Here is a 16,282-nt window from a genome sequence, read left to right as displayed (position 1 = left end):
AGAATTTAGGATACGGACTGCGCCCTTGCAAAATAAAAGGCGTCCCCCGTCAATCGAGGACGCCTGGTAAAATTGATCCGTTCGCTAGTTTTTGGCGTAAGCCAGCACTGCTTCTTTCAATTCTGGATCGACTTCATTGTAGGTCACGTGCACTCGCTCTCTCCATGTCGAATACCGAAATCCTTCGATCACGGACTGCCGGTCAGCGGGTGTTTGCGCTTGCTCCAAAGCTGCTCCGGCGAGCTTGAATTTGGATTCCAAGGGGAAGGTGGCATCGCTTCCCAGGATGAGTTTTCCAACTCCCTTGTAGCATTGAGACTCGAGTTCGGAATCTCCGTCAGCCGCCTTGGCTAACTCAAGCAACGCAAAGCCGGCATCCCAGTTGCGCCAGGTCGGTAAAACACGGAGAACCATTTTTTGGATACGGGGTTCGTTCGTCGCCCAAGCTGATTCCAGATAATCGATAGCGTCTTTGCTGGGAGCTGAATCGCTTACCAGCATCAAAGCGAGTTGGGTATCCAAATCTCCTTTACTGGCTTCAAACCCAGCTGCGAAAGCATTCCATGCTGCATCAGGATCGGCCAAGCGGAGAGACATGCGCTTTAGCGACTTCTGGGCGTCCCTCCGGAGACCGGACGCCTCACCATTGACGACGATATCGATCAAAATCGGAAAACTGTCGACGTCGCCTACTAGTTCCATATTCGCGATCGCTTCCTCGCGCAGTTCGTGGTCGACGCTTTCATCCGCGGCGTAGGTGTTAACGAGTTCGTTGACTCCGGGGCTGGCCCGCAGGCTGAGTGCCTTCAAGGCCATTACGCGTTCCTCCTTCTCTCCGTCAGCTAGCTGTTTGCGTAGGTTCGAATCGATCTTCTGATCCGCTATACTTGCTAAAGCATCAACAGCTGCGTCTCTGACGTCGCGGGATCGCGACTCGATACGCTCGAGCAAGGCATCTAAACTTCGCACAGATCCGATCCGGCCCAAGGCCTCTATCGTTTGCAGCTCTAAGGTTTCGTTGTCGGTGGCAAGCAATTCGAGCAGTGTCTTTTCGACGGACGAGGGGGCCTTGGGATCAAGCGCGGCGATCACCGCTATCTGGTGCGAGACGTCCGAGTTAGCTAGCTGCGATAGCGCTTGCTTACGGAGGTTCGAATTCGATCCAAGCATAGCAGCGCGAATAAAATCCGGTGCAGACGGGCCGGCTTCGGCCATCACGGCGGCGGCTATTTTAGCTTTCTTGTTCGCAAGAAGCGAAAACGCCATGAAGCGTTCAGACCGATTGGCTGAGTTGCGAGCTATGTCTTCAAGTTCATCGACGCCTAAGTCTGCGAAGAAACCCGGTTTCGGTGAAACGGTTGGAACGATGCGATCGATCGCCTGCTGAGCTCCTTCGGCCAACTCCACGTCCTTTGAATCCAGCAGGACCTTGAGAGCCGGCAAGGAAACTTCCGATCCTATCGAACCCAATTGCCGTAGGAGCCAAAGCTTCGTGGTGAGTAAGGGCTCCGAGGAGAGTCTATCTAACAGCTGCTGCTCAACGATTGGTTGCTGCTCCTCGTTCCCAGGAGCTGAAGCCGCGGACACATGATCTTGTAAATCCATGCGTGCTGCGTAACGGGCATCGTAGTCGTCGCCATTGAGTCGGCTGAAGATGGATTCGAAATCCGCATCCGAAATTTGTCCTGTGAGGACTGGCAAGATCGCCAGCGAGAGGGCGGCGATGAGAGTGCGTGCTGTAATTTTTTTGAGGAAAGTCATTTTATTCAGTTCTCCGTATCCAGATATCGTTACAGTCAAACGGGCAGCTCATAGCCTGCGCGTCTCGGACGGTCCTGCCATAGAGCAGCCCTTGGATCGTTCTGTATCTGTTCGGTGACTGGATCCCATTCTATGGTCCGACCCAATCGCTCCGCGATTCCTGCCAATTGGCAGATGGTCGCTGTTCTGTGTCCCACGGAGGCAGGGCAGATGGTTGGCTTGCGGGTGTAGATGCCCTCGATCCAATTGGCTCGGTGATCTGTGCTCTTGTAGAGCCTAGTGTCCTTGGGGCCAAGAGGCTTGCCCGCGAGTGAAACGGGAAGGGTGTCGAGACGATTGTCGCGGCTGACCATGACTTCGCCTTCTTCGCCTACAAATCGAATCATATGGCCTTTCAGGTCACCCCAATCGCGTATCACGCGAACTCCGTCGTCGTACTCATAGTATTGATACGGCTGATCTTCGCTCTTAGGAACAAACAAAACGGGACCTGAGTCGTCACGGTTCAATGCCCACTGCGTGATATCGTAGTGGTGAGCTCCCCAGTCGCCGTTTTTACGAGAGCCGTATTCCCAAAAGTTTCTCCATCCCCCGCCATAGTTGCTCTCGACTCGATTCATGTTGTAAGGCTCCCAAGGCGTTGGGCCGAGCCACTTTTCATAGTCGAATCCTTCTGGAACCGGCTCTGCTGGGTATTCAGAGGGTTGAGCGAATGAGCCTAGGTTGCAATGCACTTGCTTGACCTTTCCGATCCAACCGTTGCGTACGATTTCCGCCGCTTTGCGGAAAGCGTTTTCGGAACGTTGTTGGGACCCGACTTGCAGAATACGGCCATAACGCTTTTCGGCGGCGACCATCGCTTTGCCTTCTTCGATAGTCAGGGTCATCGGCTTTTCGACGTACACGTCCTTGCCACCTTTCATGGCAGCGATCGCAATCGCAGCGTGCCAGTGGTCAGGGGTACCGATCACGACTGCGTCAATATCGGTCCGAGCCAATATCTCCTCGAAATCCTTGTAGCCTTCGCAGGCGTTGTTCTCTTTGCGGCAGTCCGCCAGCGCCGACTCCATGCGATCCGTGTACAAGTCGCAGACCGCGGCCACGACCGTGTGCTCGCGAGCGCGAAAATAGTCGCGGTGCCCACCCATGATCAATCCATTGCCGATAAGGCCTATGTTGATACGGCTGTTGGGCCCAGGCTGGCCACGACCGAGAGTGGCCGCTTTCAGGATCATCGGAGCAGCGAAGGTCGATGCCATCGCTATCGCGCCACTCTTCAGGAAAGTTCTTCGATTTGGGGTTTTCGTCATTTCGAGGGGAAAAGTTAAACGTTAAATCCTAGTCTTCGCTCGACCAAGGCTAGGTCGGTTTATCAAACATAGAACCTTACATAATTCCATCGTTAAGGTGATGTTGATGCACTACAATTAGAAGGAGTTGAAGCAGCAATTAGCGGCATAACTAAGATTGTTGGTTCCTAAAGTCTTCTTTCTCGCTGAGCAACTCCGCGAGGCGGGTCGCCCGGACGGCCTGTTGCGTAATTCCCAAGCGCATCGACTCGGCAACGCCAAAGACCACAAGCTCCTTCTTGGCTCGGCTAAAAGCGGTGTAGATCAACTCGCGCGTTAGATTCAGCCCGGCATCGGGACCGAACAGGCAGTTCACGCAATCGAACTCTGAGCCCTGGCTCTTATGGATGGTCAACGCGAATGCCGACTCATACCGCGGAAGTTCCGTAGCTCTAAATTTCCGCACGCCACTTGTGGCGCTTTCAAAACAAGCGAACAGGCCGTCCCCATCCTCCCATATTAGGCCGATATCCCCGTTGAAGAGCTCCAGTTCGTAGTCGTTCTCTAATACGATGATGGGCTCTCCATGGAAGGGAAGATCATCGCCTCCGACGAGATCGAGTTGCGATAGTACCTGCTGACGGACCCGCCGGTTGTACTCGATCGTGCCAAATGGGCCGTTTCGAGTCGGCGTGAGCATCATTGACTTCCCGAGTTCTCCCAAGGCCAATCGAGCGTTCTTGGACTTGGACAAACGCCGGTGTTGAGCAAGGCCTAGCTGCACAAGCTCATTGGGTATTCGCTTTGCTCCTGACTCGAGCCGATGGAAGCGGACATCGTCTGGAGGTGCTTCCAGAAAGCGGTTGAAGGCATCGAGATCACCTTCCTTGGCTAGGGTGCAGAGCTGATAGATACCGCTGTCTTCAGAAAAACGATAGGTCTTGATCAAGCGCTCGACTGAATCGCTCAGAATCGATTCGCCAGACTCCGCGGCTAGCAAGATATCGCTCAGCACAGACCCCACGTCCACGCTAGCCAGTTGGTCCTTATCGCCCAGCAGAAGCACCTGGCAGCGGGGGGGGAGGGCCTCGAACAATCGCATCATGAGCGGAAGGTCGATCATCGAGCTCTCGTCGACCACCAGGGCGTCATAGGCGAGAGGGTGACGCGGGCTTCTTCGGAACGAAGCTCGATGGGGCAGGGTTCCCATCAAGCGGTGGATCGTGAGACAGGGAATGCTCTTGAGCTCTTCCTTTCGCTTTTCGTTCACCTCCAAGCGTTGCACTCCATTACTAATCGACTCAGCGAGACGCGCCGCGGCCTTGCCCGTCGGAGCGATCGCCGCGAAGCGGGCGGGACGTTGTTCGGTCCACACGTTTAGCAGACGATCTAAATAGCGTAGAGCCAAGGTGGTCTTACCAGTACCGGGTCCGCCTGTAATGACGAAGAAAGACCGCTGAGCCGCCCGTTCCACCGGATCTTTAATTACGGGGGTGGAAGCTCTTCCCCTTGCCCGGTTTCGGATTTGCTCCGCCAATCGACGCTCGTAGCGGTAGTACTTTTCTAAATACAGGCAGGACGACCCGCTGAGTATGAGCGGACGGTCATCGCTCGTGCTCTCGTCGCCAACGATGCGACTTGCCGCTAGCAACTCCTGCCAGCGTGCTAAGTCCGGCCAGGAGCGAGGAACCGAAACCGAACTAAGCTGCGGAGCCTGCAGGTCGAAATAAGTGTGGCCCTCGCGAACGGATAGGTTGCAGAATGCCGCTGCCAATAGTACCCAATAGTTGTTCTCTGCCCAGTCCTCCCGCAAGTGACGCACTAGCATACGATCGCTCGAGGTGAACGGCACTTCGTTGAGCATGGAGAACTCGCCGCGTTCTTTGATCATACGAGGCTCCCTTCTGGCGATAAGGCTATATCCAAAGATTCGAGCAACTCCATAGAAGGAAGATCATAAAAGATTCCGGTCTCTTTTCCGGGGCTGATTCCGCGAGCGTAAATATAGAACACGCCGCCAAACCGTTCGGAGAAGGATTGCCCGGGAAAGCGCCATTCTGCGAATCGCTTGAGAGCCACGCAATAAAGCAGATACTGCAGGTAGTAATTGTGGTCTGCCATTGATTCTTGAATCGCTGCTTGATCGTAATCAACAGGTCTCGGACCCAGATAGTTGCTCTTCCAGTCAAAGATATAAAGGCGACCGTCCATCTCCAAAACCAAGTCGATGAATCCGCGAAGCATGGAGGCAGGTAAACCCATTTCTCCTTTTACAAGACCCGCTAGCCAAGTGTTTGGAATGGCGCCGAGATCGCATGAAGACAATGCGTTGAGAATCCCTTCCTTTACATCTCCAGTTACTGGATACGCGAATTCGAGCTCTGGAATACGCAAGGAGGCTGGAACCTCTTCAAGTGTGAATTCGCCGAAGCGGCTCCGCAGGGGCGTCTTGGCTATCGCCCCAATTTGGGCTGCCACGATGGGCTCGAAATCGCGGGGTTCGAACTGCAGCGAGTCGAACGCAAACTGGGTGGTAGCGGCAAGCGTTTCGGGACGGCTGAAATCAAAGCGTTCGAGGATGAGGTGTAAAAGATCTCCCGCATGGGTCCCCTTTGGTAGCGTAAAGATGCTTATCCCCTCTGGCTCTTGCTCAATTTCAGGCTCAATACCTTGCAATGTCTCGTCGCTCAAGTCAGACTCCGCTTCGATTTTGTCGATCTCGTTCTCCGAATCTTCGTTATGCAAACTCCTGTTCAAGGACGAGAAACTCAGAACGCGATCGGGTAACGGCATTCTATTGCGATTCTGTAAGGGAAGTGCGGATACGGATGGGAATACCTTATTGCCGAGGTCACGTTCGAGCTTTACGAAATCGCCCGCATCCAGGGCGAGTCGTTCAAAAGAGATGCAACTGTCCGAGTCCGACTGTAAACGCTCGAGGGCGTCGCTGACCGCGGCGGATGATGTTGCTAAACCATCGTCCAGCAGGAACTGAGCAAAGCTCGAACAGGCGGCTCGCTGCATCTCTTCGGGGCAAAGGTAGACTATATTTTCCCGCTCAGCTCGGGTCAGCGCCACATAAAGCAATCTGACATCCTCGGCCAAAGCCTCCCGTAGTGAGTGCTCCTTTGCAGGCGAGCCATCTTCAGGACTGTAATCGATGATCATCTCGTCATCGGACCCGTGATAGGTTGCCGAAAGTTCATCTTTGCGCACCCGTCGCAATCCAAGGAAGGGCAAAAACACGATAGGGAACTGTAGACCCTTGCTCTTGTGTACAGTGATAATTTGTGGCTTGCCCTCGTCGGAGCTGATTCGCGTTTGCCACTCGTCGTTTTGAGAAACATTCGCGTCTACCTTTCGGAGGAGCCAATTCAGCAAGCCGCGCGGACTAAGGTCTTCCGCATCCCGGGCCTCCGACAAGAGTTCTGACAATTGGCTGATATTCGCATGGCGACGCTCCGAATCTAGGGCGTTGCTGTTACCCGAATCTAGCAGTTGCAGCAAGCCTTGCAGCGCCACGTCGAAGTTTCGGGCGAACCACTCTTTCGACCACTCGCTTAGGTATTCAAAGATTGGAGCCGCTTTATCATCGAAGGCTTTTCCCTGCATCGCCTTCGCGGTGAGCGAATGATCCAGAGCTGCGTAAGCGCCCCGCTTAAGGCTGGAACGCGTAGGCGAGGCGAGGGAAGTCAGCAGCTGTTTGATATCGGAGGCTTCCTGCGTTTGAAAGATGCTTCGGTCCGCTCGAATCGCCGCAGATATCCCACGCTTGGTCAATGCTCGGCTCAAAGTATTCGCTTCCGTCTTGCTGTTGACCAAAAAGGCGACCCCCGCCGGGTCGAAGTTCGCGTCTGAATTGATTCGAGCAACGAAATCGTTGGCAGCCCGCTCTGCGAGAACATCACGGTACCAGCCGCTTCCTGAGGGCTTTTCAAATTCTGAAATCGTGAGCTGGCGCAAAGTCAAGGGGCTTGGGCATACAGGGAAGTCGCCAGGATCAGTTCCAGAAAGCACCTCTTCGAATTTGATTCGATCATCGACGAAACCGGCTGCTGAGCTCTTGAACAAGGCATTGACCGCGGCGACCAGACGGGGTGCAGATCGATAGTTTTTATCCAATACCTCACGCCGAATTTTTCCCGCCTCAACGGCTTGGAAATATGCGTAAATATCCGCTCCGCGAAATCGATAGATGGCCTGCTTCGGATCGCCAATATAAAACAAGTAATGCTCGCCACCTCCAAACAAGGTTCGAGCAATATCTAGCTGCACGCGATCCGTGTCCTGAAACTCGTCGATCAAAGCGGCGTCGTATTTGGACGCGAGAAAGTCCTTCACGCGTTCGCCGTTCTCGCTACTTAGCGAACGGTTCAAATGATAGAGCAGATCGTTGAAGCTGATTATATTGGCTTGCTGCTTAGCCTTTTCGAGCCGTTCGGAAAGCCATGACTTGTAGTTATAGATCAGCGACATAAAAGCAGATTCGATCTGCCCTAGAACGACATCCACGAGCGAAATCAGGGGCGGGTGTGGCAGGTCTCGACCGCTCTTGTTCATGGCTTTGCTCCAATCTTCTGATTTAAAGTCTCCCAACCAAGTCAAATCCTGCGCCAGTAAAAAGCCCCGTTGGGCGCAAGCGATCAAGTCGGGAGAAATCCCGCCCAACTGTTTCGCGTTGCGACTCGATTTTCTTAAGTGAGGCAGGAAGTCCGCTTTACGCGAAAGGAGATCCTGAATGGCGTCCGGCATCTCTGCGAAGCGTCGTTCCAGAGTGTCTAGATCGAGTGGGAGTGGAGTAGGGCGAAGCTTTGCTTCGGGGTGCGTAGCGCTTTGTTTGCCAATGTCGCTGAGTCGTTTTTCAAAGTTTTTCTGGAAACCGATCGCTAAGCTAAGGGCTTTGGATGACTCGAGAATATTTTGACGAATATATTCTGACTGTAGTTGTCCGATGAGTACGTCTTCGACTTGGCTTAATTCTGCGTCGAAAGGAGTTTGAGTCTCCAAGGCTACCAAATCGAGTGAACGCTTGCAGAAGCTGTGGATGGTGGAGATAGGCGCTTCGTCAAAAACCTCCAGACTATAGCGTAGCGCATTGAGCGCCGCGTCGCGGTCAAAATTTTCTTCCTCCAAATACCCCTGTATGAGAGGTTCCTCCGTTACTCCTAGTTCTAGATCGCGAAGTGCGGACTGATACAGTTTTTGGATACGGGAGGCTAGCTCCTCCGTGGCTGCTTCAGTGAAGGTAACCGCTAAGATGCGGTCGAGTGTAATGCCGTGTTCCAGTGTTAGTCGCAGAGCGATCCTGCAGAGCGTGTAGGTTTTGCCCGTTCCCGCGCTGGCTTCGATCAGAGTGGTTCCCTTGTGCAGCTCCATCAGGCTTCCGCTCCTTTCAAGCCTTCCAGCTTCAAGCTCTTTTTAGCCTCAAGACACGGGCCCCAAATCTGCAACGAATAATCGAGGAAGTTGCGATCGGGCAGATAGTCGTCGCCAAAACAAATTCGGTCGTAGTCGGACCACTCTAGGTCTCTATTGCGTTGGAAGCTATCTGCGCGGCTCTTCCGCAGTTCGCGTCTTGTTTTTTCCAATACGGCTTCGATACGGATTTCGTCGTCGTCGACGGCCTCTTTTTGCCATGCCTTGTGAGCCACCTCCGAGAGAACGGGAAAGAAGGGCAACGGTTCGTTCAACCCGCTCTGATAGAGTTTGATGAAGTTCGCTAACTTTTCCTTCGCCGCTTCGACAGGTCCGAATTGCAAGTGTTTACCCGATGAATGGAGAGTTAAAACCTGCGTTTGACCGCTGAACGAAGGGTTGAATGCGGAAGCGAATAGATGTCGTATCCAGGCTGAAAGGACACGTTTCGCTTTCAGTTCTCCTGCTTCGATGATCAGCTGATCGCAAAGACTCGTACGCGTGGACGATTCTCCGCAAAGCGTTAAAGTGCCGAATTCGCCCTCGAGATAGACTGTTTCAGTCTGCAACCGGCCAATCACATCCACAAGTCGCTGAGCTTTTTCCCGCTCCGCTTGAAATGCTGGTTGCTCGAGGTAACCCGCAGGCAAAAACTTGGATTGGGCGACGCTGCGAAAACTGATCGTATCCAAGGATCCACCACTTGAAATGATGTCGGCAAATGCGTCTTGCAGTTGGTAGCGATCCAAGCCGTTCGAAAAGAGCGGGTCGCTTTCTGGGAGCGCTTCTTCGCTAGTCGCGATTTTTAGCTTAGCTACGGTTGTGGCGAACGCTTTCGAAGGATCAGCGAAGAAGCGAACAAGCTCATCGAGGTCTATCTGATTCTCCTCATTGTTCGCGACATCCACCCGCACCTCATCGGCCTCGATATTCTGCTGCTTGTCAGCATTCGAGAAAAAGCGGTTCCTGAGCTCCGCGCGGACTGGATCGTAGGTTTTATGTTCGCCTTCGAAGTAGCTAAGGTCAAAGGATTGACGTTTCTGCTTGCGGGAAATGTAGTTAAACTCCGTTGGTTCCATCGCATTCTCCAAATAGCTCAGTAGCTCTTCTACGACCGATGAAGGTTCGCTATGCGTATCGCTGTTCGTAGCAATGCCCTGGTAGGTGATGGCTAGGCGGCTTCGAACCGAAAGCAAGGTTTCCAAGAAAAATTGGCGATCTTCGTCCCGTGTATTGCGATCCCCGATACGTGATTCGTTAGCCATTAAATCAAAGCTAGAGCGTTTGCTGCTGCGCGGGAAATCGCTGCGATTCATGCCCATCAGGCAAACCGTATCTGTAGGAATGGCACGCATCGGTTTGAGGGAGCAGAAGGTTACGCCGCCACTCAGATAGCCGCCACCAGAAGCGCTCGACTCGAACTTTCCTGCCAGCGCTTTGTAGGTCTCTGCCCCAGTAGCGAAGGAGTCGTTGAGCAAAGGCAAAGTTTCGCGGATGAGATCGTTAGCCTTCTGGAAATCGCGTTCCCATTCGTCGCGGTCGCACCGTAGTGCACCCAGCAGATTAAGGAGGCGTTCTTGCCAGGTGGCCACGGAGTGCGTCTCGTGGAAGCTTTGACGCAGTCCACGAATGAGCTCTAGACACTCCAAGAGCCGACCCGCCGTCTCGGAAAGATCGCTCTCCACTTCGCCGTAGGACAACATGCCTTGGGGCGTGAGGGCTTCGCCTGAAAAGAGGGCTCCCGAAAGCAAGCGGATACGCAGTTCGCGCCAGGTATTCCGGTCCGTGGCGAAGCTTTCGTGTTGCTTACGATGCTCGGAGTCCCAGCCCCAAGTTATTCCTAGATTCCGTATCCAGAAATCGATACTCTCCAGATCGCGATCTGAAAATTTGAAAACTTCTCGCAGCAATGGCGTTTCCAATAGGGCCATTATTTCGGACGAGCTGGCTCGTGTTGAAACCGAATTCAGAATGGCGAAAACACCACTGAGCACTCCCGGGCGGGAGCCAGCGGAACTGTCGGCAATGGAAAACGGAATTTCCAAGCGCGTTCCCCTTTTCGCTTTGAAAACCGATTCGATGTGAGAGCGGTAGGCTTGTACGTCCGGAGCCATGACAAGGATATCGCTGGCTTTGAGCGTAGGCTCGCTATCGAGTCTTTCTACAATGAGATCCCAAACGGTCTCCACCTCCCGCCGCCGACTGGAGCAGGAGTGCAGCTGGATGGAGGCGTCGTAGGGAGGAAAGGCCGGCGCTCCTTTCGCGATATCTCGATCTTCGATGGAAAAGAGATCGGACTGTAAGCAGCTCAGTTGGCTTCGTTCTGCGTCGGGCTCTACAAATTGGCTGTCGTCTTGTTGCGGATCCTTGTCAATCAGGAGGTCGAGAAACATTTGGCTCTGCTTACCTAATGAGGGCAGCAAGGGATTGCCTGTTTCGTAGAGCCAATCTTCTGGCTTTGTGATGCGAACTCCTGCTTTGCGGGCGGCCTTTTGCGTGATCTTTTGGATCTGCTTGCTGCTCTTGAGGTCGGACCAATATTGGTCGGATGGCTGCAGGAGAAAGACGTGAACCGGTCGGTACCGAGCGAGCTGGTCGAGCAGGTCAAGGTATAGCGGGGCGAGTGACGATACGCCGAATACGAACAATCGCTCCGGCCAATACTGCGGCTGCAACCCCAACTCCAATATTTGTCCACGAGCGAGGTCTTGCCATAGACGAGCGATATGCCGTGGCGTTTTGGTTTTTGGATACAGTTTCCGGACGAGCCTTCGCCAAAGCTCTGCTTGCCAGTCGAAAAAGGTTTCGCTGGGATCGTCCTCCCATTTCGTTATGGTGTCGGGCCGGTAAACGAGATACTCGTCGTAGAGTTTAGCGAGCCGACTGGCGAATCCTAAACGTCGCGTCCCTTCCGCTTGCTGGCAGTAGCTACGCACTTGAGCGAAACGTGGATGGTCCTCCAAATCGCCTAGCAGATCGAGCAAGCGCCAACGGGCCGTGTCTTCGGGGAAGGCCCCCGTCGCTTCGAAGCTGGGCTCGAAACCTTTTAAGACGCGGGAAAAAAGCTTGCCCGGTAGCGGGAATTCCCAGCCGAAAGCGACGCCAGTCTGCTTGGCGATTTCGAACTGCAGCCATCGGGCAATCCCCGGGTTGAGCGTCATCACGGTTTCCTGCGAGAGCGTGTTCGCCAGGGGCAGCTCTTGAGAGACGTCCACCAATCGACCCGCCAGTTTTTCAACTCGGTTCGAAGTATGGAGATAGAGCTGCTTTTCCGCCATTTAAGTTGCGGATCAGATACTTGGAGAGCGGTCCATGCAACCGTGAAAGGCGGCAAAATGAGAAGGACGGTAAACCTAGAAAGGCGCAGATCGTCGACCTACAATTCCCGCACCCAGATATTGCGGTAGCGCACGGGATTGTCGTGATCTTGAAGGACGATGGGAAGCTTGGGCGGATGGGGAAAGTAGTAGGGCTCGCCAATAAAAGCGGTCGGACCTTGCAAGACGGCGTTATGCTGAACCAGCACGCCATTGTGCAGCAAGGTCAAGAGCGCCGGGCTAACCAGTGTGCCTTTTTCGGAAAAGCGAGGGGCGGTGAAAATCATGTCGTAGCTCTGCCACTCGCCGGGAGCTCTCGAAGCGTTGACCAGCGGTTCGTGTTGCTTGTAGATCGAGGCGGCTTGGCCGTTTGAATAGGTTTCGTTCTGGTAGGAATTGAGCACCTGGACTTCGTACATGCCCATGAGGAAAACGCCGCTGTTTCCGTACTCCTGCCCGTCTTTTCCATCGAGCACAGGCACCTTCCATTCCAAGTGCAATTGCATGTCGCCGAAGGCTCGCCTACTGGCGATAGCACCTTGCTTTTGTCCAGCTACGATGGCGCCGCCCTCGACCTTCCAAGCCGCAGGTGCCCAGCCGCTGCCTTCTTCGTACTGCTTCAAGTAGTATTCAGTCCGGTCAACCGCCACTCCCTCTCCGAAGGGCGTCTTCTGCCAGGCCGAAAGATCCGTACCGTCGAAGAGCACAACCGCGTCCGAGGGGGCACTGCCTTGCTCACCTGGCGTGACCACCGGTACTTCGCGGTAGATTTCCGTGTATTGCCACGGGTTGGTCTGGCTCAACTCATCCCAATCCAGAGGAGGCAAACCTCCAGCGATAAGCGATGAGGCGGAAAGTCCGAGTAGGATTGATACGAGTTGTCTGAGTGGGGAGATATTCATTTTAAGAGCGGGGGCGATGGGGCGATGGGGGGATATCGGCGGAAAGAAAAACCCGCGCGGTGAAAAGATTGCAACGCTCAATGCGCTCTAACGATGTAACGATAAATCAGGAAGGGCGTTTTCCTGATGTTGCATTTGGAGAAACGGCACGCATAGACAGGGGAATGATCTCTCTCCGCTACGGAACAAACCCTCACCAGCAAGAAGCATTTCTGGAGTTTCCAGAGCCTTCCCCGATCAAGATCGTAAATGGCGCCCCTGGCTACATCAACATGCTCGACGCCTTGACCTCTTGGCAGTTGGTACGCGAGCTCAAGGAAGCGACAGGCAAAGCCTCTGCGGCATCTTACAAGCACGTCAGTCCAGCGGGAGCGGCGATCGCCAAGCCGATCGACGATGCCTTCAAAGAATCCCAATTTCTCAAGACCACCGATTTCTCGCCCGTGGCTAGCGCCTACGTTCGAGCTCGCGGCGGCGACCGATTGTGCTCATTCGGCGACGTGCTCGCAGTCAGCGACGTGGTCGACGTAAGCCTTGCCCAATTCCTCAAGACCGAGGTCAGCGACCTCATCATCGCGCCGGGCTACGAGCCGGAAGCGCTGGAAATCCTCAAGCAAAAGAAAAAGGGCGGCTTCTGTATGCTGGAGATCGACTACGACTTCATGCCCACCGGTATCGAAAAGCGTGAGATCTTCGGAGTGACCGTAGCCCAAGACAGCAACAGCCGGCTCTTCACCAAGGACGATTTCAAGAACGTGCTCTCGGCAAACAAGAACATTTCCAAGGAAGCTCTCGACACGTTGCTCGTCGCCGCGATTTCACTCAAGTACACCCAGTCCAATTCCATCAGCATCGCCTACGACGGCCAGATCGTCGGCATGGGAGCAGGGCAACAGTCACGTATCCACTGTACCCGTCTCGCTTGCGACAAGGCCGACAAATGGTTCCTGCAACGCCACCCCAAGGTGCGTGGCCTCGACTTCAAAGACGGACTGAAGAAGGTCGAGAAAACGAACCTCATCGACCAGTTCCTGCTTTGGGACAGCCTCAGCGAAAACGAAGAGGCCAACATGCTCCAAAATTTCAATACGCGCCCCGAGCCCATCTCCCGCAAAGAACGCGCCGAGTGGATCAAGCAGTACGACGACATCTGCCTCGGCTCCGACGCATTTATCCCGTTCCGTGACAACATCGACCGTGCAAGTCGCTCAAACGTGCAGCACATCGTAGAAACGGGTGGCTCGCTACGCAGCGACCTCATCATCGAGGCTGCCAACGAGTACGATATGACGCTCACCGCCACCGGCATACGCAGCTTCTTGCACTAGAAACGGGCAGCGGAAAGCAGCGACTCCATCGTAAGTCTATTTAAGCATTCAGGCCGGCTCGTCATCGCGAGGCGGCCTGTTCAGTTTTAGAGACTTCGTTCACAGCCGAAGCTCCGCCCTACGGCTGGGCTCGATTCCCCCTTGCAATGACGAACGTTTTTCCGACAGAGTCATGCACTCGAAATCACATACGTGTAGGGTTTTCTATTCACACCTCCAAATCCATTCCCATGAAACAATTTGATCTCACTGGAAAAGTCGCTCTCGTAACTGGCTGCAAACGCGGCATCGGCAAGGCCATGGCAATCGGACTCGCGGAAGCGGGTGCCGACATCATCGGTGTTAGCGCCTCGCTCACCGCAGGCAGCGACGTCGAAAAAGAAGTCCAGGCCCTTGGCCGCGCATTTAAGGCTTACAGCTGCGACTTTGGCGATCGAGAAGCCTTGCATGCATTCATCGCTCAAGTGAACGCCGACTTTCCGCAAATCGACATTCTCGTAAACAACGCCGGCACCATCTTGCGAGCGCCCGCCGTCGAGCACAGCGACGAGTACTGGGACAAAGTTATCGAAATCAACCTCAACGCCCAGTTCGTGCTCACCCGCGAGGTCGGTAAACGCATGGTCGAACGTGGCGCTGGAAAAATCGTATTCACGGCATCACTACTGACGTATCAAGGGGGAGTCACCGTTCCTGGTTACGCGGCGAGTAAAGGCGGGGTTGGGCAGCTCACCATGGCATTCGCCAACGAATGGGCCAGCAAGGGGGTCAACGTCAACGCCATCGCTCCTGGCTACATCAGTACCGATAACACCGAAGCCCTGCGCAACGACCCCGTTCGCAGTGAGCAGATCCTCGCCCGTATTCCAGCTGGCCGCTGGGGGAGCCCTGATGACTTCAAGGGACCGATCGTTTTCCTTTGTTCAGACGCAGCCAACTACATGCATGGTTCCACAGTGCTCGTCGACGGAGGCTGGATGGGCCGCTAGGTTATTCAGATTTCATTCTCCTAAAGTGCAAAAGGCGTTCGTATTTCGTGGGAACGCCTTTTGTAGGGTTGGACTTGCGGATCCAGACAGAATCTTCTGGTAGGCTCCTGTTATTCGCCTGAGCGAGGGAGCTAATTGAAATGCGGTATTGCAAATAGCAATGCCTAGAGTCGCTCGTTGGTGAAATTTGCAAACTTTTGCTACCAGTTCTCAAGGAGAACGACACTAAGTTCGGTTGGTTAGGGGGAAGCTCGGGTTTGAAATCAGATCGGGCATGGAATCAGCAGGTGGGGCCGTTCATGTGCCAGCGCGAGCTTCTGGTCACGCCAATCCTACTAGCACTGAACAACTGATAATATGATAAGTCATCTCATCTTACCAATCGCCCAAGCAACTGCAGACGAATCTGCGACAAACACGGTCAACGAAGCGAATCAAGCTACCGAGCAGTTTATCGAAAGCCTCGTCTCATTCGCGACCCGATATGGCATGAGTGTCCTCGGCGCGATCGTCATACTGATTGTCGGCAACATTCTAGCGAAATTCATCTCTAAGAGAATTTCCGGTTTGATCCTGAAGAAGCACCCCGAGGAACCCTCGCTCGCATCGATCGCCAAGCAGGTGTTGTACGCAGCCTTGATGGTCGTAGTGGTCATAATCGTACTCGGAAAATTTGGTGTCGAAACTGCCAGCTTGATCGCCGTGCTCGGTACGGCTGGCCTTGCCATCGGCTTAGCCTTGCAAGGCACCCTGAGTAACATCGCTGCCGGGGTGATGATCCTCTTTTTGAAGCCATTCCGTGCCGGAAACGCAGTTAAAATCGGAGGAGGGGACGTATACCTCGTTGACGAAATAGGGCTTTTCGTCACGAAGGCCCACCAACCAGATTGTCCGAGGGTGATGATTCCTAATTCCAAGATTTGGGGCAGTATCATCGTCAATTTTTCCGATACGGTAGACTCTCAACGCCGCTTCGATATCACATTCGGCATCGCCTACGGTGATGATATCAACAGAGCCATACAGATCCTAGAAGAGCTCGCGGCATCAGACGAACGCGTGCTCAAGGACCCCGCTCCATTTATCAAGGTAGACAGCCTCGGCGATTCCTCAGTCAACATCATGTTCCGCGTCTACTGTATGGCTTCCGACTGGTGGCCTGCGAAGCTGGACCTGACCAAAGCCGGCAAGGAAGCGCTCGAAGCGGGAGGTTGCTCCATACCATTCCCGCAGAGAGACGTGCACTTCTTCAAGGAAGGTTCAGAGGCCGCCGGCTAAGCA

Annotated in this window: 9 protein-coding genes; 3 read left to right on the top strand and 6 right to left on the bottom strand. The window is 54.1% G+C overall.

Going from position 1 to position 16,282, the window contains the following annotated elements; genetic code table 11:
* Positions 1–84: 84 nt before the first annotated feature.
* The 6 genes from QEH53_RS19415 to QEH53_RS19390 all read right to left on the bottom strand — a co-directional run bounded on the left by QEH53_RS19415 (position 85) and on the right by QEH53_RS19390 (position 12,684).
* The gene (locus QEH53_RS19415; protein ID WP_309024883.1) at positions 85–1,761 is read right to left on the bottom strand and encodes a HEAT repeat domain-containing protein; all 1,677 of its coding nucleotides are present in this window, start codon (positions 1,759–1,761) and stop codon (positions 85–87) included.
* Positions 1,762–1,796: 35 nt separating this feature from the next.
* On the bottom strand, positions 1,797–3,071 hold the full coding sequence (locus QEH53_RS19410) for a Gfo/Idh/MocA family oxidoreductase (RefSeq protein WP_309024882.1): 1,275 nt from the start codon (positions 3,069–3,071) through the stop codon (positions 1,797–1,799).
* 151 nt (positions 3,072–3,222) lie between these two features.
* Positions 3,223–4,941, bottom strand: a complete 1,719-nt coding sequence (gene recD / locus QEH53_RS19405; protein WP_309024881.1) for an exodeoxyribonuclease V subunit alpha — start codon at positions 4,939–4,941, stop codon at positions 3,223–3,225.
* Positions 4,938–8,426, bottom strand: coding sequence for a UvrD-helicase domain-containing protein (locus tag QEH53_RS19400; RefSeq protein ID WP_309024880.1), 3,489 nt, complete (start codon positions 8,424–8,426; stop codon positions 4,938–4,940). Before QEH53_RS19400 ends, recD begins: the two co-directional genes overlap by 4 nt.
* Positions 8,426–11,743, bottom strand: a complete 3,318-nt coding sequence (gene recC, locus QEH53_RS19395; protein WP_309024879.1) for an exodeoxyribonuclease V subunit gamma — start codon at positions 11,741–11,743, stop codon at positions 8,426–8,428. Before recC ends, QEH53_RS19400 begins: the two co-directional genes overlap by 1 nt.
* Positions 11,744–11,841: 98 nt before the next feature.
* Positions 11,842–12,684, bottom strand: a complete 843-nt coding sequence (locus tag QEH53_RS19390) for a DUF1080 domain-containing protein (RefSeq protein ID WP_309024878.1) — start codon at positions 12,682–12,684, stop codon at positions 11,842–11,844.
* 164 nt (positions 12,685–12,848) lie between these two features.
* On the opposite strand from QEH53_RS19390, the gene QEH53_RS19385 reads away from it, so the two are divergent.
* The 3 genes from QEH53_RS19385 (at position 12,849) to QEH53_RS19375 (ending at position 16,279) form a co-directional block, all read left to right on the top strand.
* The gene (locus QEH53_RS19385) at positions 12,849–14,012 is read left to right on the top strand and encodes a phosphoribosylaminoimidazolecarboxamide formyltransferase (RefSeq protein ID WP_345785744.1); all 1,164 of its coding nucleotides are present in this window, start codon (positions 12,849–12,851) and stop codon (positions 14,010–14,012) included.
* A gap of 230 nt (positions 14,013–14,242) precedes the next feature.
* Positions 14,243–15,001 carry an SDR family oxidoreductase gene (locus QEH53_RS19380; protein WP_309024876.1) on the top strand — a complete coding sequence of 253 codons (759 nt, stop codon included), beginning with the start codon at positions 14,243–14,245 and terminating at the stop codon, positions 14,999–15,001.
* A 357-nt stretch (positions 15,002–15,358) separates the two neighbouring features.
* Positions 15,359–16,279: a mechanosensitive ion channel domain-containing protein gene (locus tag QEH53_RS19375; RefSeq protein ID WP_309024875.1), complete on the top strand. Its 921-nt coding sequence runs from the start codon at positions 15,359–15,361 to the stop codon at positions 16,277–16,279.
* Positions 16,280–16,282: the final 3 nt, after the last annotated feature.

The sequence above is a fragment of the Pelagicoccus sp. SDUM812002 genome (genome assembly GCF_031127835.1).
Lineage (GTDB): Bacteria > Verrucomicrobiota > Verrucomicrobiia > Opitutales > Opitutaceae > Pelagicoccus.
This window is presented reverse-complemented; position numbering and strand designations above follow the sequence as displayed.

Excerpts from the sequence above, each read along its gene's own strand:
- QEH53_RS19415 (WP_309024883.1), bottom strand. The coding sequence starts at position 1,761 with ATGACTTTCCTCAAAAAAATTACAGCACGCACTCTCATCGCCGCCCTC.
- QEH53_RS19375 (WP_309024875.1), top strand. The coding sequence starts at position 15,359 with ATGATAAGTCATCTCATCTTACCAATCGCCCAAGCAACTGCAGACGAA.
- QEH53_RS19390 (WP_309024878.1), bottom strand. The coding sequence starts at position 12,684 with ATGAATATCTCCCCACTCAGACAACTCGTATCAATCCTACTCGGACTT.
- recD (WP_309024881.1), bottom strand. The coding sequence starts at position 4,941 with ATGATCAAAGAACGCGGCGAGTTCTCCATGCTCAACGAAGTGCCGTTC.
- QEH53_RS19385 (WP_345785744.1), top strand. The coding sequence starts at position 12,849 with ATGATCTCTCTCCGCTACGGAACAAACCCTCACCAGCAAGAAGCATTT.
- QEH53_RS19410 (WP_309024882.1), bottom strand. The coding sequence starts at position 3,071 with ATGACGAAAACCCCAAATCGAAGAACTTTCCTGAAGAGTGGCGCGATA.
- recC (WP_309024879.1), bottom strand. The coding sequence starts at position 11,743 with ATGGCGGAAAAGCAGCTCTATCTCCATACTTCGAACCGAGTTGAAAAA.
- QEH53_RS19400 (WP_309024880.1), bottom strand. The coding sequence starts at position 8,426 with ATGGAGCTGCACAAGGGAACCACTCTGATCGAAGCCAGCGCGGGAACG.
- QEH53_RS19380 (WP_309024876.1), top strand. The coding sequence starts at position 14,243 with ATGAAACAATTTGATCTCACTGGAAAAGTCGCTCTCGTAACTGGCTGC.